This window comes from Pseudomonas kulmbachensis (assembly GCF_963681935.1).
Classification (GTDB): Bacteria; Pseudomonadota; Gammaproteobacteria; order Pseudomonadales; family Pseudomonadaceae; genus Aquipseudomonas; species Aquipseudomonas kulmbachensis.
Genome location: NZ_OY817088.1, coordinates 1,071,588 through 1,096,202, shown reverse-complemented (window position 1 = coordinate 1,096,202; position 24,615 = coordinate 1,071,588). Strand labels below are relative to the sequence as shown.

General features: G+C 57.5%; 18 protein-coding genes. 10 read left to right on the top strand and 8 right to left on the bottom strand.

Annotated features, from left to right (window positions below):
• The first annotated feature begins 119 nt into the window (after window positions 1-119).
• From U5A05_RS05180 to U5A05_RS05170, 3 genes are all read left to right on the top strand, one after another.
• A complete protein-coding gene (locus tag U5A05_RS05180) occupies window positions 120-2,537 on the top strand; it encodes a glucose/quinate/shikimate family membrane-bound PQQ-dependent dehydrogenase (RefSeq protein WP_321835886.1) in 2,418 nt (805 codons plus the stop codon).
• 312 nt (window positions 2,538-2,849) lie between these two features.
• Window positions 2,850-4,085, top strand: coding sequence for an aminotransferase class I/II-fold pyridoxal phosphate-dependent enzyme (locus tag U5A05_RS05175; protein WP_321835885.1), 1,236 nt, complete (start codon window positions 2,850-2,852; stop codon window positions 4,083-4,085).
• A 65-nt stretch (window positions 4,086-4,150) separates the two neighbouring features.
• Entirely contained in the window at window positions 4,151-5,314 is a 1,164-nt protein-coding gene (locus U5A05_RS05170) for an MFS transporter (RefSeq protein ID WP_321835884.1), read from the top strand.
• A gap of 132 nt (window positions 5,315-5,446) precedes the next feature.
• On the opposite strand, the gene U5A05_RS05165 is transcribed toward U5A05_RS05170, so the two are convergent.
• Window positions 5,447-7,789, bottom strand: coding sequence for a bifunctional diguanylate cyclase/phosphodiesterase (locus tag U5A05_RS05165; RefSeq protein ID WP_321835883.1), 2,343 nt, complete (start codon window positions 7,787-7,789; stop codon window positions 5,447-5,449).
• Window positions 7,790-8,288: 499 nt separating this feature from the next.
• On the opposite strand from U5A05_RS05165, the gene lon reads away from it, so the two are divergent.
• The 6 genes from lon to cmoB all read left to right on the top strand — a co-directional run bounded on the left by lon (window position 8,289) and on the right by cmoB (window position 14,307).
• On the top strand, window positions 8,289-10,712 hold the full coding sequence (lon, locus tag U5A05_RS05160) for an endopeptidase La (protein WP_321835882.1): 2,424 nt from the start codon (window positions 8,289-8,291) through the stop codon (window positions 10,710-10,712).
• A gap of 215 nt (window positions 10,713-10,927) precedes the next feature.
• Entirely contained in the window at window positions 10,928-11,422 is a 495-nt protein-coding gene (locus U5A05_RS05155) for a hypothetical protein (RefSeq protein ID WP_261741093.1), read from the top strand.
• A gap of 75 nt (window positions 11,423-11,497) precedes the next feature.
• Window positions 11,498-11,890, top strand: a complete 393-nt coding sequence (locus U5A05_RS05150; RefSeq protein WP_321835881.1) for a protease inhibitor I42 family protein — start codon at window positions 11,498-11,500, stop codon at window positions 11,888-11,890.
• Between the two features lies 1 nt (window position 11,891).
• Window positions 11,892-12,527: a lysoplasmalogenase gene (locus tag U5A05_RS05145; RefSeq protein WP_261741091.1), complete on the top strand. Its 636-nt coding sequence runs from the start codon at window positions 11,892-11,894 to the stop codon at window positions 12,525-12,527.
• Window positions 12,528-12,610: 83 nt separating this feature from the next.
• On the top strand, window positions 12,611-13,354 hold the full coding sequence (gene cmoA / locus U5A05_RS05140) for a carboxy-S-adenosyl-L-methionine synthase CmoA (RefSeq protein ID WP_261741090.1): 744 nt from the start codon (window positions 12,611-12,613) through the stop codon (window positions 13,352-13,354).
• Window positions 13,351-14,307, top strand: a complete 957-nt coding sequence (gene cmoB / locus U5A05_RS05135) for a tRNA 5-methoxyuridine(34)/uridine 5-oxyacetic acid(34) synthase CmoB (protein WP_261741089.1) — start codon at window positions 13,351-13,353, stop codon at window positions 14,305-14,307. The genes cmoA and cmoB overlap by 4 nt, the downstream gene beginning before the upstream one ends.
• 114 nt (window positions 14,308-14,421) lie before the next feature.
• On the opposite strand, the gene tadA is transcribed toward cmoB, so the two are convergent.
• From tadA to treP, 7 genes are all read right to left on the bottom strand, one after another.
• Complete coding sequence (gene tadA, locus U5A05_RS05130) at window positions 14,422-14,913, bottom strand: tRNA adenosine(34) deaminase TadA (RefSeq protein WP_261741088.1); 492 nt, start codon at window positions 14,911-14,913, stop codon at window positions 14,422-14,424.
• Window positions 14,913-16,289, bottom strand: a complete 1,377-nt coding sequence (locus U5A05_RS05125; RefSeq protein WP_321835880.1) for a multicopper oxidase family protein — start codon at window positions 16,287-16,289, stop codon at window positions 14,913-14,915. The genes tadA and U5A05_RS05125 overlap by 1 nt, the downstream gene beginning before the upstream one ends.
• Before the next feature lie 122 nt (window positions 16,290-16,411).
• Window positions 16,412-16,687 (bottom strand): PTS sugar transporter subunit IIB, encoded by a 276-nt coding sequence (locus U5A05_RS05120; RefSeq protein WP_321835879.1) that lies wholly within the window; start codon window positions 16,685-16,687, stop codon window positions 16,412-16,414.
• 2 nt (window positions 16,688-16,689) lie between these two features.
• Complete coding sequence (gene ptsP / locus U5A05_RS05115) at window positions 16,690-19,215, bottom strand: phosphoenolpyruvate--protein phosphotransferase (RefSeq protein ID WP_321835878.1); 2,526 nt, start codon at window positions 19,213-19,215, stop codon at window positions 16,690-16,692.
• A 59-nt stretch (window positions 19,216-19,274) separates the two neighbouring features.
• A complete protein-coding gene (locus U5A05_RS05110) occupies window positions 19,275-20,498 on the bottom strand; it encodes a maltoporin (protein ID WP_321835877.1) in 1,224 nt (407 codons plus the stop codon).
• A 78-nt stretch (window positions 20,499-20,576) separates the two neighbouring features.
• On the bottom strand, window positions 20,577-22,220 hold the full coding sequence (gene treC / locus U5A05_RS05105) for an alpha,alpha-phosphotrehalase (protein WP_321835876.1): 1,644 nt from the start codon (window positions 22,218-22,220) through the stop codon (window positions 20,577-20,579).
• A gap of 31 nt (window positions 22,221-22,251) precedes the next feature.
• Window positions 22,252-23,694: a PTS system trehalose-specific EIIBC component gene (treP, locus tag U5A05_RS05100; protein WP_261741082.1), complete on the bottom strand. Its 1,443-nt coding sequence runs from the start codon at window positions 23,692-23,694 to the stop codon at window positions 22,252-22,254.
• Window positions 23,695-23,901: 207 nt separating this feature from the next.
• Here treP and treR point away from each other — a divergent pair, with 207 nt between their 5' ends.
• A complete protein-coding gene (gene treR / locus U5A05_RS05095; protein WP_261741081.1) occupies window positions 23,902-24,606 on the top strand; it encodes a trehalose operon repressor in 705 nt (234 codons plus the stop codon).
• The last annotated feature ends 9 nt before the right edge of the window (window positions 24,607-24,615 follow it).

The following is a 24,615-nucleotide window of genomic DNA, read 5'->3' as shown; positions in this document are numbered from 1 at the left end:
GCAACAGCAACCTTTAAGGTTGCGACCAAACACTTATTTAACTGATCCACTCCCGCGATGGTTCGTCCCTCAAGACCCACCCCCGCGGGAATACCTCAAACGCAACGGAGAACCACACTATGAGCACTGAAGGTGCTTTCAGTCGAAGCCGCCTGCTACCGAGCCTTCTCGGTATCCTGCTGCTGCTAATGGGCCTGGCCATGTTGGCCGGGGGTATCAAACTGGTCACGCTTGGCGGGTCGTGGTACTACCTGCTGGCCGGTATCGGTTTTGGCTTGTCGGGTGCACTGCTGATTGCAGGGCGCCGTGCGGCACTGGCTCTGTACGCTCTGGTGCTGTTCGCCAGCACCGTATGGGCACTGATGGAAGTGGGTCTGGACTGGTGGCAATTGGTGCCACGTCTGGCCGTATGGTTCGCTATCGGTATCGTTCTGCTGCTGCCATGGTTCCGTCGCCCGGTTCTGCGCGGTCAGTCGGCACCTATGGCTACCGGCGCGCTGAGCATTGCCGTGGTATTGGCCGGCCTAGCTGCTCTGGCCAGCCAGTTCACCAGCCCTGGAGAAATCAAGGGGCAACTGGACCGTGATGCCGTACCTGGCATGACCAATGCCGCACCGGCCATGCCGGATGGCGACTGGCAGTCCTACGGTCGTACCGCCTTTGGTGACCGCTACTCACCGCTCAAGGAAATCACTCCGCAAAATGCCCACAAGCTGGTTCCAGCCTGGACATTCCGCACCGGTGACATTCCTGGCGAAGGCGATCCCGGCGAAACAACGGCCGAGAACACCCCGCTGAAAGTCAACGGCATGCTGTACGTGTGTACTCCACACAGCCAGGTGATTGCTCTTGACCCCGACACCGGCAAGGAAATCTGGCGCTACGACCCGAAGATCAGCACTCAGAACGCTGCCAACTTCAAAGGCTGGGCGCACATGACCTGCCGTGGTGTGACTTACCACGACGAAAACGCCTACGCCAAAGTCAGCACCGAACAAAGCGCTGCCGAGCCTGCTGCTGCCACATCCAGCAACTCGTGCCCGCGTCGCCTGTTCCTGCCGACTGCTGACACCCGTCTGATCGCCCTGAACGCCGACACCGGTAAAGTGTGTGAAGAGTTTGGTGACAATGGCGCAGTTGACCTGCGTCACAACATCGGCACCTTCGCACCAGGTGGTTACTACTCCACCTCGCCACCTGCCGTGACCAAAGATCTGGTGGTGATTGGCGGCCACGTGACCGACAACATCTCCACTGACGAGCCATCGGGCGTGATCCGTGCGTACGACGTACGTACCGGCAAGCTGGTTTGGAACTGGGATAGCGGCAACCCGGAAAAAACCACACCGATTGCTGAAGGCGAAACCTACACCCGTAACTCGCCAAACATGTGGTCGATGTTCGCCGTCGACGAAAACCTCGGCATGCTGTACCTGCCGATGGGCAACCAAACGCCTGACCAATATGGTGGCGACCGTACCGAAGACTCCGAGCGTTATGCCGCTGGCATCACTGCCCTGGACATCAACACCGGTAAAGTCCGCTGGTATCGTCCGCTGACTCACCATGACCTGTGGGACATGGACGTAGGTGGTCAACCAACACTGATGGACCTGAAAACCGCTGATGGCGTGAAACCGGCTCTGCTGGCTTCCACCAAGCAAGGCAGCATCTACGTGATGGACCGTCGCACCGGCGAAGCCATCGTGCCGATCAACGAGATCCCGGCTCCTGGCGGCGCAGTAGAAGGCGACCACACGGCGCCGACCCAGCCTCGTTCGGACCTGAACATGATCCCGCCGGTTCTGACCGAACGTGACATGTGGGGCGTGACCCCGTTTGACCAGATGCTGTGCCGGATCCACTTCAAATCCCTGCGTTACGATGGCATGTACACCCCGCCTTCGCTGCAAGGTTCGATCGTGTATCCAGGCAACTTCGGCGTATTTGACTGGGGCGGCATCTCGGTTGACCCGGTTCGCCAGATCGCATTCCTGAACCCGAGCTACATGGCTTTCACCTCCAAAATGGTTCCCCAGGCGGACGTAGCTGCCATGGGCCCACGCAAAGGCGAAACCTCCGGCGTTCAACCGAACAAAGGCGCACCTTACGGTGTGATTCTGGAGCCTCTGCTGTCACCACTGGGCCTGCCATGCCAAGCACCGGCGTGGGGTTATGTTGCAGCAGTCGACCTGACCAACAACCAGGTGATCTGGAAGCACAAAAACGGCACCGTGCGTGACAGCTCGCCGGTTCCGATTCCATTGTCGATGGGCGTTCCAAGCCTGGGCGGGACCTTCACCACCGCAGGTGGCGTTGCCTTCCTCAGCGGTACCCTTGACCAGTACCTGCGTGCTTACGATGTAAACAACGGCAAAGTACTGTGGGAAGGTCGTCTGCCAGCTGGCGGCCAGACCACCCCAATGACCTACACCGGCAAGGACGGCACCCAATATGTGCTGGTCATGGCGGGTGGTCATGGCGGTTTGGGCACCAAAAAAGGTGACTATGTAATGGCGTTTAAACTGGCTGAGTAAGTTTTACAGCGAGTTATGAAAAAGGCGGCTATCGAGAGATAGCCGCCTTTTTTGTGGGTGTTGTCACGATTAAACAAGCTCACCAAAACGAGCATCATTCAATGGGCGCATAAAATGCATTACTAGAACGGCCATAAAAACAGCACCCCCAAGAAAAACCTCACTTAGCGCCTCTACTTATAGTAGTGCTGCACAATATAACCAGCAAATTCTTACAAAAAAAACTCTACCCTCCCACATACACATCGAACACTGAAAGCTAAGAATACGCCCTTGGAAAAGCCTTCGAACTCTTCAAGGAGCAAAACAAAGATGGCCGACAGCAAGGATCAAAAAAACAAATTCAGCAACTACAAAAAAATGATATCCACGGCAGATACCCACTGGAAAAATGCCGATCTAAATAAAATATCCAACCTTAACGTCATAATCGAGGGCACCAACCATTTCAGAGATCAGCACAACCGAACATTTCATCATTTCTGTACTACTTCTTACCTTGGACTCGATTACCATCCTGCACTGCTGAATGGTGCTATTGAAGCGCTAAAAAACACCGGATCATTACGCATCCCAAACTCTAAAAATCGCTGCAAACTTAATATCCTTGAACTCTACGAACAAGAACTATCAACTCTTTTTTCCGCTCACTGCCTCACAACACTTTCATGCAGCGCAGCAAGTGCAAGCATCCTCCCCTTGCTGGCCTCCGGGACGTTCACCCACAACTCAGCTCCTCTTATGTGTTTTGACAAAAACGCTCACTACTCAATGAATCATTTAAAAGCTGCTTGCGCCGATGAAACCGAGGTTATAACTTGCCCGCATAACGACATGAATTACCTAGAGGACCTGTGCAAAAAACACCAACGTGTCGCCTATATTGCCGATGGTGTATACAGCATGGGAGGCGTCGCAAACATTGAGGCCATTCAGTATTTGAAAGACCGATACAACATGTTTATTTACATAGATGACTCACACTCACTATCTGCAACAGGCAAGCAGGGCACCGGACACATCAGATCAAACCTTAAAGAGCTGGACAACAACTCAATAATTGTTGCATCTCTCGCAAAATCGTTTGGTGCTAGTGGAGGCGTCGTCATGTTCGGAAACTCCGAACACAAACAAAAAACGTTGCGCTACGGTGGTCCCAGCAACTGGTCACAAAGTCTTAACAGTGCAGCCATTGGTGCTGGTCGAGCGTCTATTTTGCTACATTACACTGATGAATTAGACCAACTACAACATAAATTAAGAGCGAACACTGCACTCTTCGACAGCCTAGTAAAAACAAAGCAGCAGGGAAATTTTACAGCCATTCGACTTATCCATTGCGGACAGCCTGAAACAGCAACTCATGCAGTCTCCTACCTTGCTAATAATGGTTTTTTTACGGCCTCTGTATTTTTTCCAGTCGTGGCCAAAGACCAAGCTGCAATAAGAGTAACTCTACGCGCGGACATGACCCAAGAGCTGATAAAAAATTTTTGTCATCTCGTCCATAGGTACTGGCAGGACAATAACTTACCAACACTCACTTAACGACCTCCCTCTGCCCACTCACACTGTACAAATATTGCCCCCTCCCCCTTTCAAGAGTGATATGGATGCTGTGCTTACAGACGTCATTGTTAATCAGCTTATCTTCCCTGACCGTCTTCCTGGCGCAACTGGGCATGATGATGTACTTGCCAGCGCTGCCGTCTATAGCCCTCTCACTGAACACTACGCAAAACCTGGCTTCTTTATCACTGCCGACTTATCTGGTGGGCATGGCTATGCCTATGTTGCTATGGGGTAAATGGGGAGCTGCATGGGGGATAAAACCGGTCTTGATTGCGTCGTTATTAATATTCAGTTTGACTAACGCGCTGCTGGCCGCTTGTGTACAGATTGAGACCTTTCTCTCCCTTCGATTTTTGCAGGGACTTGCTGCAAGCGGCATGTCAGTTATGGCCAGATCGCTTGTGGCACAACACTTTAAGGGTAATCAAGTCGCCAAAGCACTTTCGTGGCTATCCATCGCGTTTGTTATCTCATTAGGGGTTGGGCAATACGCGGGGGCAATTTTAATGAGCACTTTTGGCTGGCCCGCTACCTTCTGGTGCTTGGCCATTGGTGCCACCCTTCAGGCCGGATGTGTTTATCGCTGGCTTTCAGGTGCTCGCCAGGCAAGTAGCACACCCGTTTGCTGGAGGCATTACCTGACAATATTTCGTCATGCGCCGTTCCTGCGCCCTACGCTGATTGGTGGACTGGGTTACGGAATCATTATTGGCTTCAACACGGCCGCCCCTTCGGTTTTCCAGACAACTTATGAGTGGTCGGTCAGTGAGTATGGCGCATTGGGATGGGCAATGAGTCTGGCTTATGTGTTGGGATCGCTTATCGTCAATCGCTACGTTTTGATCCGTGGGCAATCGCAACTGAGCGCCATCGCCACAAGTATCATGGTAGCTGGCAGTGTCGTGATGGTGCTTGGTGTCATTGCTAATACCACATTTGCCGCGCTGCTATGGGTGCCTTACTGTTTAATTGTGCTCGGCCAAGCCATCAGTTACCCCATCAGTTTGTCCACCGCCAGTGCTCACTCTCCAGTCAAGGGGCCTTATTCAATGGCGTTGTGCGGATTAATTCATCAACTGGTAGCTGCTTTCGTTGGACTTACCGTCAGCCTGCTCAGTGTTCAAAATCCACTTTATCTGGCCACTCTCTGCCTACTAATGACGGTTTTGGTGCGCGTGTTGAACATCACCCAACCAAACTCATGAGCGCAATGCTGTTCAGTTAAGTCGGCGGTGCATCTGTGGACCTTCGCGAGCAGGCTCTCTCCCACAGTTGTGGGCACACGGATTTGAGTGAACGGGCTTTATCGTCGGGTAGCACTGAGCTTGCCCAACAGCTCAAACTATCGCACTTGAGTTCGATAACCAGACCTCAAACGCCGCTGCATCCAGCGGGCGGCTGATCAGGTAGCCCTGCGCCGTGTCGCAGTGCCAGCGCTGCAGCAGGTCAAGGGTATGTTGATACTCAACGCCCTCAGCCACTACCTTAAGCCCCAGGTTGTGGCTCATTTCGATGGTTGAACGTACGATCACCGCGTCTTCGCTGGTTTCGTCGAGGTCACGGATAAACGATTGATCGATCTTCAGCTCTTGCACTGGCAGTCGCTTGAGGTGAGCCAGCGACGAATAACCCGTGCCAAAGTCATCCACCGACAAACTGATACCGGCATCGCGCAGTTTCTCAAGCACGCTGAGCGAATGTTCCGGGTCGTGCATGGCCGTACTTTCGGTGATTTCGAAAATCAGCTGTTCGGCAGACAGCGCATAGCGCTTGAGCAGGCCTTCAACGGCTACCAACAGATCTTCGCCCTGCAAATCCGCCGCAGAGATGTTCAATGACAGTTGCAGATGCAAGCCCCTGTGATTCCACTCAGCCAACTGACGAATACCTTCCTCAATCACCCACCCTGTCAGTAACAACATGCTGCCCGTACGCTCGGCCAGCGGGATAAATTCAGCCGGTGAGACCAGACCCAGTTCCGGGTGCTGCCAGCGCAGCAGCGCTTCTGCCTGGCGTACAAGGCCACTGCGAATATCCAGTTTGGGCTGGTAATGCAAAAACAACTGGCCGTCATCAGCGGCATTGCGCAAGTCCCTGATCAGCTGGATTTGCCGCTGATAAACCAGGTCGCGATCCTGCTGATATACCTGCAAGTAACCCGGCAAGGCTGCGGCATCGCGGCACGCAATTGCAGCACGACTGGTCAGCTCATCAACGCTTTGCCCGTTAAGCGGGTATGCGGCAATACCCATGCAGATTTCCAGCACCACCTCATGCCCATCAATACTCAGCGGACAGCTCAATAACGCATATAGCCGGTCAGCCATCGCAACACCTGCATCAACCTGGGTGCTTTCGAGCAATAGCAAAAACTCGTTGCCCGTGATGCATGCCGCCGTATCGTGTTCGCGTAGCGTTTCGCGCATCACGCGAGCGGATTCACGCATGATCAGCTCTACCCCCTCCGGGCCAGTGCTGTCCTTGATCACACGATAGTTTTCGATACTCAAATGGATCAACACCACACTGCGTCGTGCACTGATGGCGCTGCCCAGACGTTCCATGACCAAGGTACGATTGGGTAAGCCTGTGACTGAGTCGTGCAGGGTGTTATGCACCAGTTGCTGTTCCCGTGCAGCAATCCCGCTTTGCATGGCATTGATTGCGCTGGCCAGAAACCCAAGCTCATCCTTGCGTTTGAGCTCCACCGGAGTTTCGTAATGACCCCGCCCAATGCGCTGCGCAGCCTCGGCCAGCAGGCTGACTGGCCGTGAAACTGCACGCGCCAGCCATAATGCGCCGAGCAATGAAGCGAGCAGCGCCGCCCCCAGGATCAAGAGAAACTTGCGATCCAGCGAATTGAACGCCTGTATGGACTCATCCAGAGGGCTTTGTAAAACCGCCAGCACCTGCCCATTGCCCGGGTCTGCGGTATTGGCCAGTTGCAACAGTTGCCCAAGAAAGCGTTTACCGTGAATCTCGCTGAAATGGATCATTGAACTCGGCGTATGCTCGTCTACACATTTGATAATACTGGCACTCATAAAGTCCGGCTGAGTCCCCTTCAGTATTCCGCTCTCGCCTTGTTTAACCGTCAGGAACGACACCTGCAGGTTACTGAGTGAGCTCAACTCATGGGCGAACGCTTCACCCATCGGCATTCCCGACACCACTCGCACTACGGGCAACGGCGCCAGCACCGCACTTTGCACCATCATGTATGGCCTGCCAGCAAGTATGCCGATCACCATGGTTTGAGAAGTACGACGCGCCCGCTTCAAGGCCTCGGCATAAGGAAACACTTGCCCTGCCGGCAGGGCTTTGAGCGTGCTGGTGATAAGCCTGCCGTCGAGATCCAGCACAAACAGCTCGCTGCCCTTCAGGCTCGATTCGAACTCCGCCAAGACACGCTCTATCAACGAAGGGCTGCCATTGATGGTCGCTTCACGAAACCCCGAGTCGTTGGTCAACCAATCAAGGCCGTACTGAATGCGGTTCCAGCGCAAATCCATAAACCGTTCAAACACCCGCGTGCCGGTTTTAAGCTGTTCTTGCGCCTGATCGCGGGACACCGAAATGGTCACGGCTTTAACGGCGAAGTACACCGCACCGATGACCAATAACAGGAGCAGCGCAAGAAACACGCTGATACGCGCCTGAAAACTGTTACGCAACTTCATGCTGCGCCCTCAATCCATTGAGTGAATGCCAATACCCACATAAGCGTTCCCTCGACTTCCTTGAAAAAGCCAGACCAGTGACCTTTCAGTCCATCTTTATTGTTAGGGATCCAACTGCCGCACAAAGAAGATCACCCAATAAATACAGGCCGTCTACTGTCAAGTTGTTGGCGACAAAGGCCTAGCGCAGGGGGGTTGCTTATTTATTTCTTCAATCGGGAAATATGCAAAACCTTGTAGTCGCTGACGAGCCCCGCGAGGCTGCGTCCGGCTGCGCAGCAGTCATCAACCATTCAATCCGTTAATTCAGAAACACTGCGTTTACCGGGTGTACGAGGACTGCGCCTCGGAAGCAGCCTCGCTACGCTCCTCAGCGACTACAGAATTTCTTCACCCAGCTACCGCTTGTGCCGCCAATTGATCATGAAACTCTGTTCACCATTGAAACCACTGGCACCGCGCCCCATCTAATACCCATACCCAATTGCGCAGGTGCCCTATGAGCGACCAGCAAGAATTTCCGGACGACACCGCTGAATACACCGAGGTAGAACACTCCGAACACCAACCGCACGCTGGAGGCACTGAACTGGCGTTGCCTGAGCAGAACCTGCCGGACAAGGTGTACATCATCCCGATCCACAATCGGCCATTCTTCCCGGCACAAGTCCTGCCGGTCATCGTCAATGAAGAGCCCTGGGCCGAAACCCTGGAATTGGTCAGCAAGTCGCCTCATCACTCGTTGGCGCTGTTTTTTGTCGACACACCACCCGATGATCCTCGCCATTTCGACACCAAAAGCCTGCCGGAATACGGCACGTTGGTGAAGGTTCATCACGCCAGCCGCGAAAACGGCAAATTGCAATTCGTGGCCCAGGGCCTGACCCGCGTGCGCATCAGCACCTGGCTCAAACATCACCGCCCACCCTATCTGGTAGAGGTCGAATACCCGCAGCAACACAAGGATCCTTCCGACGAGGTGAAGGCGTACGGCATGGCGCTGATCAATGCGATCAAAGAGCTGCTGCCGCTCAATCCGCTGTACAGCGAAGAACTGAAAAACTACCTCAATCGCTTTAGCCCCAACGATCCATCGCCCCTGACTGACTTCGCAGCTGCGCTGACGTCAGCCACCGGCAACGAGCTGCAACAGGTGCTCGATTGCGTCCCGATCCTCAAACGCATGGAAAAAGTGCTGCCCATGCTGCGCAAGGAAGTCGAAGTTGCGCGGCTGCAAAAAGAGATTTCGGCCGAGGTTAACCTCAAGATCGGCGAACATCAGCGCGAGTTTTTCCTCAAGGAACAACTCAAGGTGATCCAGCAGGAACTGGGCCTGACCAAGGACGATCGCAGCGCCGATATCGAGCAGTTCAAGCAACGCCTTGAAGGCAAGACGCTGCCGCCCCAGGCGCAAAAGCGTATCGATGACGAGATCAACAAGTTGTCGATCCTGGAAACCGGATCGCCAGAGTACGCCGTCACCCGCAACTACCTGGACTGGGCGTCGTCAGTACCATGGGGCGTATTCGGTCAGGACAAGCTCGACCTCAAGCACGCGCGCAAAGTGCTTGATGCTCACCATGCCGGGCTGGACGACATCAAAAACCGAATCCTCGAATTCCTCGCCGTGGGCGCTTACAAAGGTTCGGTGAGCGGTTCGATTGTGCTGCTGGTAGGCCCGCCAGGTGTGGGTAAAACCAGTGTCGGCAAGTCGATTGCCGAGTCCCTGGGCCGTCCGTTTTACCGCTTCAGCGTCGGTGGCATGCGCGATGAGGCCGAGATCAAAGGCCATCGCCGTACCTACATTGGCGCTCAGCCGGGCAAGCTGGTGCAGGCGCTCAAGGATGTCGAAGTGATGAACCCGGTGATCATGCTCGACGAGATCGACAAGATGGGCCAAAGCTTCCAGGGTGATCCGGCATCTGCCTTGCTCGAGACCCTGGACCCGGAACAGAACGTCGACTTCCTCGATCACTACCTGGACCTGCGCCTGGACCTGTCCAAGGTGCTGTTTGTCTGTACTGCCAACACTCTGGACTCGATCCCGGGTCCCTTGCTCGACCGCATGGAGGTGATTCGCCTCTCGGGTTACATCACGGAAGAAAAGGTCGCGATCGCCAAGCGTCACCTGTGGCCAAAACAGCTGGAAAAAGCCGGGGTATCCAAAAATAGCCTGAGCATCAGCGACAGCGCCCTACGTGCGGTGATCGACGGTTATGCCCGCGAGGCCGGGGTGCGCCAGCTTGAGAAGCAGTTGGGCAAACTGGTGCGCAAGGCGGTGATCAAGTTGCTCGACGATCCGCAAGCGGTGATCAAGATCGCGCCCAAGGATCTCGAAGCATCACTGGGCATGCCGGTGTTCCGTAACGAGCAGGTGATCAGCGGCACCGGGGTGATTACCGGCCTGGCCTGGACCAGCATGGGCGGCGCGACGTTGCCGATTGAGGCAACGCGCATTCATACCCTTAATCGCGGTTTCAAGCTGACCGGGCAACTGGGCGAGGTCATGAAAGAGTCTGCCGAAATCGCCTATAGCTATATCAGCTCCAACCTCAAGCAGTTTGGCGGGGATCCCAAGTTCTTCGATGAGGCCTTCGTACACTTGCACGTGCCTGAAGGCGCAACCCCCAAGGACGGCCCGAGCGCAGGCGTGACCATGGCCAGTGCGCTGCTGTCACTGGCACGTAATCAACCGCCGAAGAAAGGCATTGCCATGACTGGCGAGCTGACTCTGACCGGGCATGTTTTGCCGATTGGTGGCGTGCGTGAAAAAGTAATTGCGGCGCGCAGGCAGAAAATTCACGAACTGATCCTGCCCGAGCCTAACCGGGGCCACTTCGAAGAACTGCCCGATTACTTGAAAGAAGGCATCACCGTGCACTTCGCCAAACGCTTTACCGATGTAGCCAAAGTGTTGTTTTAAAACAACCCTGTAGCCGCTGCCGCAGGCTGCGACAAGACCAAAGGGCCTTCGCCGTTGCGCGGCCCATCACAGCCAATGGCAGCGGCTACAGCCTTTATGTGTCATACCTGTTGTGCTTTAAACGGCTCTACTGTCATTTCTGACAGTAGACGCCTGAGTGTTTCCCGCCGCTAATAGAGTCTAATCCCACAAAAATAACGCAGGAGCCGACGACCATGCCACTTCATCATCCTGCGTTTGAAAACCCGGATGTCCTCAGGCAAAAAGAGTCAGGCCAGAAGGTGTTCAACCCCAGAACACGGGGAGAACTCAAAGCCGAGCTGCTCGACCGCCCTGCGTTTGCCGCTCAGGAAATGACCTTTGCCAGCAGCCAGAAAAAAATTGTCATTACCGGCGAGTTCGATGACTTCGGTTCAACCGTATATCGTGCTGTTTCCCTGACCCTGGACATCAACATCCAGTCCGGCACTTACCTGTTCAAAAAAGGCGAACACGGCCCCGTTCACTCGATGTCGTACATCGAATGCGTTGAAGTGGCCGGGCGTGAGCTCTATCACTTGAACCAGGCCGACATTGGCACCCTGCACCTGAGTGTGGTCGAGAGCTGCTACAGCGCCCGACTGTTCACAATGGAATGCCTGGACCACAACGGCAATAGCCTGGAGATGTGTGGCGATTTCACGATCAGCCCGCCGCATGCCTCTTTCTGATCCGCAGCCGACAAATGGCGCCGCGCCCATCATGGGTTATGCTGCGTCATTGTGTTTGTCTGACCGGAGCCTTCAATGCCCCTTGCACGTTTTATCCCTCTGCTCGGCCTCAGCCTGCTGACGGCCTGTGCGCAACAGCCTGCACACAACGTTACCGTCGAAGAACAAAGCGACTGCCCCAAGCTACTGCACGTTGGCCAGCACCTGATTGTGTCGCTGCCAAGCAACCCCACCACCGGTTACCGTTGGGCCATTCAGGACTCCGCTGGCGGCGTGCTGCGCAGCCTCGGCCCGGAGGTTTACAGCAGCAGCGACGATGGTCAGTTGCTGGGCAGCGGCGGGCTCTCGACCTGGCGTTTCCAGGTGTTTGCCGCTGGCAGCGGGCGCCTGCGCTTGACCTCTCAACAACCCTGGGAACCCGAGGCAGAACCGGCCCAGGTATTCGACTGCCCAATCACGGTGAACTGATATGGCTTGGCTGATCCTCGCGGTAATGGGCGCTGGCACTTACCTGTACGGGCTCAGCCTGCATGCCACGTTGCTGTGTTTGCTGAGCAAACCGGTGCCGGTACTGGCATTGCTCGGCTGGCTGCAAGATGCTCGCCCCAGCCCCTATCGACGCTGGATCAGCCTCGGCCTGTTGTTTTCCCTGCTGGGCGACATTCTGCTGGCCTGGCCACAGGACCTGTTTGTTTGGGGGCTTGGCGCATTTTTGTTCGCCCACCTGGCTTACCTCAAGGCCTACCTCGTGGACTGCCGTCGCCCGGCCTTGCTTGCCTTGGCATTGGCGCTGCTGGCAGGTGTTAGCCTGTTCAGTGTGATGGCGGCCAAGGGCCTGGGCGATTTACTGATTCCGGTGGCGGTCTACGCTCTGGCCATCAGTGCCATGCTGTGGCGCGCCCTCGCCCGCCTGGGCACCCGCATCTCCAAGGGTTCAGCCTGGCTGGCAGCCGCCGGCGCGCTGGCATTCGTGGTCTCGGACAGCCTGATTGGCATTGATCGTTTTGTTCTGCCCTTCGGCGCTGCACCCTACCTGATCATTCTCAGTTACTGGCTTGGCCAATGGGGCATTACTGCCTCGGTGTTTTCTCAGGGCAAGCGCTGAACGGTTTATCAGACAGACCGCGCATCCCGGCGCTAACTTGGCTAAAATGCCGCCCCTTTAAAATTTCCATCGCCGGAACCGCCGTGAGCAAAGAACCCGACCGTATTTTCGCCCAGCCCCTGGCCCAGGTGCCGGACTTCGCCTTCAACGAAGACGTGGTGCGGGTGTTCCCGGACATGATCAAGCGCTCGGTGCCCGGCTACCCCACCATTGTCGAAAACCTTGGTGTGCTCGCAGCCCAGTTTGCCCAGCCCGACAGCGTTCTGTACGACCTGGGCAGCTCGTTGGGTGCAGTCACCCAGGCACTGCGTAGACATGTGCGTACCGACGGCTGCAAGGTGATCGCGGTAGACAACTCGGCGGCGATGGTCGAGCGCTGCCGCGAATACCTCAATGGGCAAAACTCGATGTTCCAGGAGTTGTTGCCGGTTGAAGTGATCGAAGGCGACATCCTGGCACTGGCGTTTGAGCCCGCGTCGGTGGTGGCGTTGAACTTTACCCTGCAGTTTATTGCTCCAGAGGAGCGTCTGGCACTGCTGAGTCGTATCCGCCAATCGCTGCTGCCGGGCGGTGCTCTGATTCTCTCGGAGAAACTGCGCTTCAGTGATCCCGAAGAACACGCGCTGCTGACCGATCTGCACGTTGCCTTCAAGCGCGCCAACGGCTACAGCGATCTGGAAATCGCGCAAAAGCGCAGCGCCATCGAAAACGTCATGAAGCCCGACAGCCTCGAAGAACACCGCGAACGCCTGCTGGCGGCCGGGTTCTCGAAAGTCGTGCCGTGGTTCCAGTGTCTTAACTTTGCCTCGTTGATTGCCTTGCCATGATTGATTTGTCCCCTCTTGCCCGGCGTCTGGCCGGCACTCCACTGGCTGAATGGGCCAACACCCTGCAAGCCCAGCTCGACGTCAAAATGGACAAAGGCCACGGCGATCTGGAGCGCTGGCAAAGTGCGCTGGATGCGCTGCCTGACGTTATGCCGACCGAGATCGATCTGCTCAACGGCCTGACTCTGGACACCGACTGCGACGACGAAACCCGTGCGCAGATGCGTCAGGCGCTGATGGGCCTGTCACCCTGGCGCAAGGGCCCGTTCGACCTGTTTGGTGTACACGTCGATACCGAATGGCACTCGGACTGGAAATGGTCGCGGGTTGCGCCGCACATCAACCTCAAGCACAAGCGCATCCTCGATGTGGGTTGCGGCAATGGCTACTACATGTGGCGCATGCTCGGTGCCGGTGCCCACAGCGTGATCGGGGTTGACCCCAACTGGCTGTTCTTCTGTCAGTTCCAGGCGGTGCAGCGCTTTTTGCAGCAAGAGGCCGCGTGGCACCTGCCCTTCCCGTTTGAAGACCTGCCGCCAAACCTTGAAGGCTTTGACACGGTGTTTTCCATGGGCGTGTTCTACCATCGCCGTTCGCCCATCGAGCATTTGCTGGCATTGAAAGACTGCCTGGTCAAAGGCGGCGAACTGGTGCTGGAAACGCTGGTGATTGAAGGCGACGTGAATCAAGTGCTGGTGCCTGAAGACCGCTACGCGCAGATGCGCAACGTGTGGTTCCTGCCCTCGATCCCGGCGCTTGAGCGCTGGTTGCGCCGCGCTGGTTTCAGCGATGTGCGCTGTGTTGACGTGAGCGTCACGACGGTCGAAGAACAGCGCGCCACCGAATGGATGAAATTCCAGTCACTGAGCGACTACCTCGACCCCAATGATCACAGCAAAACCATTGAAGGCCTGCCCGCGCCGATGCGCGCAGTGATCATCGCCAGGAAATAACCACGACCTGTGGGAGCGGGGTTGCTCGCGATAGCATCACCGCGCGAATCCAGATTGACCGCGCCGCCTGCATCGCGAGCAAGCCCGCTCCCACAGGTTGGGTGGTTGATGTACCTAGGATTTGGCTCTTCGGGCCTTGAAAAACTCGCTGAGGATCGCCCCGCATTCTTCGGCCAGCACCCCACCTTCGAACAACACCCGGTGGTTGAGAAACCCCTGGGTGAAGAACTGCCCCTGGCTTTGCACTATCCCGGCCTTGGGCTCCAGCGCGCCGTAGACCACCCGCGCCACACGCGAGTGCACGATCAGCCCCGCACACATGCTGCACGGCTCCAGCGTCACGTACAACGTGCTGCCGGGCAGCCGATAGTTGCTGGCCGCTGCGGCTGCCGCGCGGATGGCAACCATCTCGGCATGGGCGCTGGGGTCGCTGCCGCTGATCGGGCAATTGAAGCCACGACCGATAATTTCACCGCCCTGCACCAGCACCGCGCCCACCGGCACTTCACCCAGTGCCGCACCTTGAGCGGCCAGGGTCAGTGCTTCGCGCATAAAGTCTTGATCGCGGCTGCGATCGATGATCTGGGGTTGACGCCCTTGTCGCATCAGGAAACCTCAATAGCGGCCATCAGGCCGGTTTCCATGTGGTCAATCACATGGCAGTGGAACATCCACACGCCGGGATTATCCGCCACCAGCGCCACGCGGGCACGCTCGTTTTTGCCCAACAGATAAGTGTCGGTGAAGTACGGAATGATCTTTTTGCGATTGGACGCCAACACCTTGAAGCTCATGCCGTGCAAGTGGATCGGGTGCTGGTACTGGGTCATGTTCTTCAACTCGAAGATATAACTCTGGCCCAGTTTGAGTTTGGCAATGGGCCGGTCGGCGCAGGTCTTGTCCTTGATGTCCCAGGCCACACCGTTGATCTGCCACAAGCTCGGCGGCTGGTCAGGGCCCAGGTCCTCGGAGACCGAACCGACCCATTCAAAGTTGAAGTTGAGCTTCTCGGCATTCGCCACGTCGGGCTCGGCAACCGGGTTGGCGGGCAACGCCGGCGGCCATTCGCCCGGTGCGTCGGTACTGGCAACCGAGAGTAAGGTGCCCAAACGTACCGGGCCGTCGCGCAACGACAACTCTTCGCCCGCAGCCGGAGCCTTGATTGCCAGGCAAATGCGCATGCCCGGGCCCAGCCAGTAATCCTTGCCCAAAGGCCTTGGCTCAATGGGGTTGCCGTCCAGCGCGTAGATTTTGGCCTCCACGCCAGGAATATTCAGGCGATAGGTCAGGGTGTTATCGAGGTTGAGAATGCGCACTCGGGTGATCTGCCCAGCTGGCAGCTCTATGGTCGGCACATGAGCCCCATTGATCGTCGACAGGCGCCCGGCCGTACCGCCACGGGCGGCTTCGCGAGTGATGCTGAACGGCACAAAACCGCCCTCTTCGTCCACGTGCCAGTTTTTGATACTCAGGGTGCGTTCGTGCTTGAACCCGGTGGGCTCGCGCTCTTCGACAATCAACGGCCCGACCAGACCACGGCCCAGCTCTTCGCTGCTGTTGACGTGCGGGTGATACCAATAGCTGCCAGCATCCGGCACGCGGAATTTGTAGTCAAAATACTCACCGGGCAGCACCGGCAGTTGCGAGACGTAGGGCACACCGTCCATTTCCAGCGGCAGACGAATACCGTGCCAATGAATGGTGGTCGCGACCGGCAGATGGTTGATAAAACGCACCCGCAGCCACTCGCCCTGACGCACACGCAGTTCGGTACCGGGCGCCGAAGGGCCAAAGGCCCAGGCTTCGGTTGTGTGACCGGGCACCAGCTCGACGTCCAAAGGCGCTGCAATCAGCTCGTAATCGTGGCCAGCGTTCTCGGCGGCCACCTTGCCCAGCCAGTAACGCGAAGCGCCTCCTGCGCCAACACCCACCACTACCAGGCCGGCCAGACCACCGAGTATTTGTCGACGGGTAAAGGACATGGGTTCAACTACCTCTCGTATCCGGCGCGGGCGTTGAACCCGCAAAAGGCGAATACGATACACCTGCAATTGGGAAACAGTAAGGGCAATAGCTGCACGGTAGCGGCTACGGAGCCTGGGGATTACAAGCCCACCACCAAATGCACCAACCCGCCCGGCAGGCTCAATACCCCCGGCACCCCTGCCAAGCGCAGGGCGTGCGGGTCTAGGCGGGTGATATCGTCAAGCTCTACACGAATACGGGTCAGGGCTACCCGCTGTTCGGATTTGACATTGCTGGCACCGCCCAGAGCCGCCAATATCGCTTCATCCAGGGTCGAAGCAGACTTGGCGGGCGCATCCGCCACCAGATCCGGAGTCAGGGCCTTCCAAAACGCCTTGCGCACTTTATCGAACATATTCAGTACTCCAACACGGTCATGGGTTGCTGCAATGGCAACAAGGCGGCTCGCACCTGCTCAGCACTTTCCAGCCCCAGCACTTGCTGCGCCAGGGTCTGGCACGCTGCAAAATCCAGCTCCCGCACCCGGGCCTTGATCGCAGGAATCAGCGGCACGCTCACCGACAGCTCATCGACACCCAGCCCCAGCAACAGTGGCACCGCCAGCGTCTCGGAGGCCAGCGCACCACATACGCCGACCCATTTGCCGTGAGCATGGGCGGCCTTGACCGTGGTAGCGATCAAGCGCAGCACCGCCGGGTGAAAGCTGTCGGCCTGACTGGCCAAACGCGGATGGTCACGGTCCATCGCCAGGGTGTACTGGGTCAGGTCGTTGGTACCAATCGAGAAAAAATCGACTTCGGGGGCAAACAGATCCGCCATCAACGCTGCTGCCGGGACTTCGATCATGATCCCCAGTTTTGGCAGGGCCTTGATCCCCAGCGCCAGCGCCTGCTCTTCGAGCAACTGGCGGGCCATGCGCAACTCGGACAGCTGGGTGACCATCGGCAACATGATGTGCAGGCGGGTCAGGTCGGCGCTGGCGAGGATCGCACTGAATTGTTCGCGCAGCAGTTGCGGGCGCTCCAGACACAGGCGAATCCCGCGCATGCCCAAAAATGGGTTGGCCTCGTGATCCATCGGCACGTAGGCCAGCGGTTTGTCGCCGCCCACATCCAGGGTGCGCACCACCAGATTGTGCTCAGTACCCACGGCACGGGCGATGGCGCTGTAAGTGGCCACCTGCTCGTCGTGGCTCGGAGCGCTGCTGCGGTCCAGATACAAGAACTCCGAACGCAACAAGCCCACCCCTTCTGCCCCCAGGGTCACGGCTTGCTCAGCCTCGGCCAGGGACGCGATATTGGCGCTGACTTCAATACGCTGGCCGTCACGGGTGCAGGCCGCCAGAGCCGCCTGCTGCAAGTCTTGCTGCTTACGCTGGTGCTGGCGCTCGCGCAGATTATCCAGCTGTTTGATGCGCTCCGGGGCCGGTTGCAGGTGTAACGTGCCCAGATCAGCATCGAGCACGACCGGCGTGCCATTGGCCAGCGCCAGTACCTGCGCGGATATCCCGCAAATCGCCGGCAAGCCCAACGCCCGGGCCAGAATCGCGACATGGCTGGTGGCGCCACCGCCAACGGTGGCAAAGCCCGCAACCTTACGAGTATCCAGCCCGGCGGTCTGTGACGGGGTCAATTGCTCGGCAATCAGGATCGCCTGGTCAGGCAACACCAGCGCACTGTCCTGCACGCCAAGCATCAATTTGAGCACCCGCTGGCCGACGTCCTCCAGATCCAGTGCGCGCTCAGCCAGCAAGCGGTTGCCCAGGCTTTTAAACAGCGCCGAGGTCGCCTGCGTTGCACTTTGCCAGGCAAAGGCTGCGCTCTTGCCCTGCTCGATCAGCGCAAAGGCCTGCTCCAGCAAGTCCGGGTCTTGCAGCAGTTCCTGATGCGCCTTGAAAATTTCAGCCTGGGCCTTGCCAGGGGCGTTATCGCACAGAACTTGCAGCGCCCCGGCGGCCTCTGCCAGGCCCTGATTTAAACGCTCGCACTCGCTGTGTGAGTCCGCCGCAAACTCGGCGAGTTGCAGCGCGCTTTCGCTCAGCTGAACCACATGACCGAAGGCCGAACCTGGCGATGCACACACCCCCCGCAGCACATCGGTCGCTGCCTGCTCAGGGGCTGCAATCGCCTGCGGCTCGACCGCCACGGCCGTGACCGTTTCGCCGCAGCCCGACGCCAACAGTTCGGACAGCACCGTAAGCGCCTGCTCGGCATCAACCCCCGCCGCGCTGAGATGAACACTGTCACCGTGTACCGTCTGCAAGGCCATGATCGCGACCAGCGACTTGGCATTGGCGCTGCCTTGCTGTTTGTGCAGGCGAATGGTCGCAGCAAAGCCTTTCGCTGCCTGGGCGAACACCGCCGCCGGGCGGGCGTGCAGGCCGTTGGCGTTGGGCAGGATTTGAGGCTCCGAGAACTGCGCGGCGCCAGTTTGATCCTCAGCTACAGCCTCAGTGGCGGCCAGTTGCAAACGCAGCAACGGCTGGCCACATTCAACCAGACCGCTACCCGGCTCCAGTGGCACAAGCGGTTCGCCGCTGACCACCAGCATCAACGTCAACAGGCTGCGGGCATGCAGGGCGATGTAGTCCGCGTCGAACTCGATCAGCGCCTGCCCGGCAGCCACCTGTTGGCCCTCCATGACCAGCGGCGTGAAACCTTTACCGCCCAGGTTCACCGTATCCAGGCCGATGTGCAGCAACACCTGCACGCCATTCTCGCCAGTGATGCTGATGGCGTGACCAGTGTGCTGCAGGTTGCTGATCACCCCGGCCAGCGGCGCGCACAGCACTTGCGAGGTCGGGTCGATGCACAGACCGTCGCCAATCAGGCGGCTGGCAAACACCGGGTCCGGTACGTTATCCAGCGCCATCAGCACACCGGACAGCGGCGCCAGCAATTGCAGTTGTTGGGATGTGACCATGACTTCACCTGCGGTTGATTCGGTTAAATGCCGATGGAGCGCGAGCCCCGACAGCTCGCTTACTTCCACCAGTACTCGACTTGCAAACCTGCGTTTGAACCATGCCGGGCCGAACCAAATGCGCCGCTATCGGATAGCGCAGACCCTGCATCGAATTCATTGGCCGCACGCTGTGCCGCAGCGTTCCAACTGGCATAGGTGTAATACAAACGCACTTCGGGGCGCGTCCAGAAACCCGGCCCCTTGGGCGACCAGGTGGGCGCAAAGGTAAACTTGCTCAGCTTGCGCGTACCGTCCGCAGCCTTGACCTGATCGTGCCCCAGTTCGGTGACCAACTTGAACTGCTCGCTGATCGCATAGGTCGGGCGCACGCCCAGGGACAGCCATTCCTGATTGCCGCCGTCAGGGCGAAAATCCTTCTGGTACACCGCCTCGATCTGCCCGCCGAAACGCGGCGTCATCTGCCAGTCAAAGAACTCGACGATCCGATAGCGCTTGCTGCTGTTATCCAGTCGGGTATCGCCGGTGTAACCCAAACCAGTGCCCGAGCCTTCGCCATACTGCACGGCAAACTTGTTTTTACCGCCCAAAAATTCGCTTTGCACGTGCTGCGCAGTGATCGCCCAGCCGCTGTGGGCATCGGTGCGTTCAGGCTTGTCGAGGTAACTCAGACCAAACTCCAGCTGACCACCGGGGTTGGTATCGAAACCGGCTACGTTGAAGTCATGACGGGTTACGTAATCTTCCTGATAGAGGCTGTCCTTGCGCGACAGGGCGTAGCTGTATTTCAACCCGCCGATCAGTACGTCTTCGATACCCGCACCGGTGGCGCTCTGGTTCCAGTAGTAGAAATCGGAAATATGGATGTCGTTACGCTTGTAATAGCGCCGCCCGGCCCACAGCGAGCCGCCGTTGAGGCTGGGCAGGTTGGACCACTGCGCATACAACTGCGGCAGGCGGGCCGAGCCGTTATCGCCCTGAAAGGTCAGCGCGCGATCATATTGGTTGTACAACGAGGCCATGCCGTCGACGCTCAGCACCGAGCCATCGTCGAAGCTGTAAACGTCCTGGCGCAGCTCCAGCTCGGCGTATTGCTCGCACTCGTTGCCCAGCCGGTATTTGGACTCGGCGCCGGGCAGTTTGAAACAGGATTGCTTGCCGCCATTGAGCGAGTTGCCCACGCCACTGCGCAAGTAACCGGCGAACTCCAGAGCGCTGGCTGAAAGCGGTGCCAGCAGGCACAGGCTGGCGATGCAGATGCTGTGGTTGAGTGAAGATTTCATTGAGCGACCTTTTTTATTTTTATGGGTAGAACCGGTGGTTGCTTCTGCGGGAGCGAGCCTGCTCGCTCCCGCAGAGGGTTATTTAAGGTGCAGGACAAAAGACTCATACGGACGCAGCGAAATACGGTTGCGGCGCACCGGGCAATCGTCGTAGTTACTGATCAGCAACCGTTGCTCCATGCCTTCGCCAATCACACCTTCGGGCAATTCGATGTCGCACGCCGAGCCATAGAAGTTGCTGAGCACCAGCAACGCTTCGCCCTCGCCCTGACGCAGATAGGCCCACACCTGCGAATGTTCAGGCAGCAACTGGCGATACTCGCCGTGTTGCAGCAGCGGCTCTTCGCGGCGCAAGGCAATCAGGTGACGGTAGTGATGCAGCACCGAAGCCGGGTCATTGCGTTGGTCTTCAACGTTGATAAAGGCCGCGTTCTCAGGGATCCCGATCCACGGCTCGGCGCTGCTGAAACCGGCATTTGCCTGGTGATCCCATTGCATCGGCGTACGGCTGTTGTCCCGCGATTTTTGCTTGATCGCAGCCATGCATTCGTCGTGCGACATGCCCGCTTCACGCTTGAGACGATAGATATTCAGGGTTTCGACATCGCGGTACTGCTCGATGTTTTCGAACCCCGGATTGGTCATGCCGATCTCTTCGCCCTGATACACATACGGCGTGCCTTGCAGAAAGTGCAAGGCAGTGGCGAGCATCTTGGCCGAGACCACACGATGCTCGCCGTCATCACCAAAGCGCGAGACCACCCGCGGCTGGTCGTGGTTACACCAGAACAAAGCGTTCCAGCCCCCGCCCGCCTGCATACCGACTTGCCAATCCGACAAAATTCGCTTGAGCTGCAAAAAGTCGAAATCAGCCCGCACCCACTTCTGCATGTTCGGATAATCGACTTTCAGGTGATGGAAGTTGAAGGTCATCGACAGCTCTTCACTGGCAGGTCGCGAGTAGCGAATGCAGTGTTCAAGACTGGTGGACGACATCTCACCAACACTGACCAGATCATGGCCGGCGAACACTTCGCGATGCATCTCTTGCAGGTACTCATGCACGTTGGGGCCATCGGTGTAAAAACGGCGCCCGTCGCTGCTGTCTTCCGGGAAATTGGCCGGCTTGGAGATCAGGTTGATCACATCCAGGCGAAAACCGCCCACGCCCTTGTCGCGCCAGAAGCACATCAGTTTGTAGACTTCGGCCCGCACCTTGGGGTTATCCCAGTTGAGGTCGGCCTGGGTGTGGTCAAACAGGTGCAAAAAGTACTGGCCGGTTTGCGCCTCGTATTCCCACGCCGAGCCACCGAACTTGGACTCCCAGTTATTCGGTTGATCGCGCCAGATGTAAAAGTCGCGGTACGGGTTGTCGAGACTGCTGCGCGCCTGCTGGAACCACTCGTGTTCAACGGACGTGTGGTTGACCACGATATCGAGCATCAGCTTGATCCCGCGAGCGTTGGCTTCGCGGATCAGCAATTCGCAGTCGGCCATGCTGCCGTAGCTTGGATCGATGGTGTAGTAGTCGCTGATGTCATAGCCGTTGTCGCGCTGGGGCGAGCGCAAAAACGGTGTCAGCCACAGGTAGTCGACACCCAGCCATTGCAGGTAATCAAGTTTGTCGACCACCCCCAGCAAGTCACCGGTCGCGTTGCCCGCGTGGCTGTAAAAGCTTTTTGGGTAGATCTGATAGATCACCGAGCGCTGCCAGTCTTGCATGTGGGGGTTCCTTAAAACGGAGGATCGTCGATCAGGCGACGCGATAACCGGGGCGAATGATTTTCAGGCTCAGGGCGCAGGTCAGGACAAACGGCACGACAATGGCCACCAGCATCCCGATCACAAACATCGGGATGTATTGCGGGATGATCGAGATAAAGCCCGGCAAGCCACCGACCCCGATGGCCGAGGCCTGAACCTTGTTCAACGACAGGAAGATGCTGCCCAGCGCCGAGCCGATCAGCGCCGCATAGAACGGGAACTTGTAGCGCAGGTTGATCCCGAACATGGCCGGTTCAGTGATGCCGAAATACGCGGAGACGGCAGAGGTCGAAGCCATGCTGCGTTCACGTACATTGCGGCTCATGTAGAACACGCCGAGGGCAGCACTGCCCTGGGCCAGGTTGGACATGACGATCATCGGCCAGATAAACGTGCCGCCATGGTTGGCGATCAGTTGCAGGTCAACGGCCAGGAACATGTGGTGCATCCCGGTGATCACCAGCGGTGCATACAGCAGGCCGAAAATCATCCCGCCGAGCACGGGCGCCAGGTCGAACAGCATGACGACGCCTTCAGTGATCAGAATCCCCAAGTGGCGGGTCACTGGACCAATGATTGCCAGCGCCAGCACGCCGGTGATGACGATGGTGGTAATCGGCACTACCAACAGTTGAATCGCATTAGGCACCCGTGCGCGCAGCCATTTTTCGATCACGCTCATGACATAGGCCGCCATCAGAATCGGCAGGATTTGCCCTTGGTAGCCCACCTTCTCGATCTGGAACAGGCCCAGAATATCGAAGTACGGCAGGCTCTGACCGTCCAGACCAGCCACGGCCTTGCCGTAGTTCCAGGCATTGAGCAAGTCGGGGTGAACCAGCATCAGGCCCAACACAATGCCGAGAATTTCACTGCCGCCAAAACGCTTGGCCGCCGACCAGCCCACCAGTGCGGGCAGGAATACGAAGGAGGTGTTGGCCATCAAGTTGATCAGGCTCCATATCCCGTCCAGTTGCGGATAGGCATCGAGCAAGGTTTTGTCGGCAATGAACATGCCTTTGGCGCCGAGCAGGTTGTTAACCCCCATCAGCAGGCCGGCAATGATCAGCGCGGGCAGGATGGGCATAAACACATCCGAGAACACCCGCACCAGACGCTGCATAGGGTTGGCCTTATCGGCGCCCTGTTGCTTGACGTCGGCGATGGTGGCAGCAGCCAGACCGGTCTGCTCGCGCAAGGCGGCGTAGACCTTTTCGACTTCGCCGGGGCCAATCACCACTTGATACAGGCCGCCGGTGAAGAAGGAGCCTTTGACCAGATCGATCTGGTTAAGGGTGGCACTGTCGACCCGGCTTGGGTCCTTGAGCGCCAGACGCAAACGCGTGACGCAATGGGCGGCCTGCTCAACGTTATCGGCGCCACCGAGGCTGTGCAGCAACTCGCTGGCGATCTTGGAATAGTCGTGGCTCATGCGTTGTCTTCCGCTTGGATTTTTATTATGGAGCGTCGTTTTGGCAGCACGCCGAAACGAAAAATACTCGTCTGTACCAGTTAAAGCAACAACTGGTACAGACGAGTTTATATATTTTTCCTTGCCGCCTTGGTCCCGGGGCTTGCGCTGCCTACCCCCTGCCCTTAAGGTTCGGGCCCTGAGCCCCAACGGCATAGAGCCCTCGCCATGACTAAATACAATCAGATCTATACCGATCTGCTTGCCAGCATCACCACCGAACGCCTGGCACGCGGCGCGCGCTTGCCCTCCGAAGCCGAGTTAATGGCCAGTTATCAGGCCAGCCGCGGCACCGTACGCAAGGCGATTGAACAATTGCAGGAACGCGGTTTTGCGCAAAAAATTCATGGCAAAGGCACCTTTGTCCTGTCATCGAGCCCGATCGAGTTTCAGTTGGGCGGTATCGTCAGCTTTCAGGAAACTTACCCACGTCTGGGCGATAACGTCAGCACTGACGTGGTCGAATTCAGCCAATTCCCGCTTGAAGGTGCGCTGTGCGAGAAGTTCGACGTCGAAGCAGGCAGCCTGATCACCCGGATCAAACGGGTGCGCCGCATTGATGGCAAACGAGTGATTCTGGACATTAACCATTTCGTCAGCGATCTGATCCCAGGGCTGGATCAGGACATTGCCCAGCACTCGATTTATGCCTACATCGAGAAAACCCTGAACCTGCAGATCAGCTACGCCCAACGCACCATCGAAGCGGTGCCGCGCAGCAAGGACGACCAACAGCACCTGGACCTCGACGGCCAGAGCCATGTGATCGTGGTGAGTAACCAGACGTTTTTGCAGGATGGGCGCCAGTTTGAATACACCGAGTCGCGGCATACATTGGACAAGTTTTACTTTTCGGATGTGGCGCGGCGCTGATATCAAAAA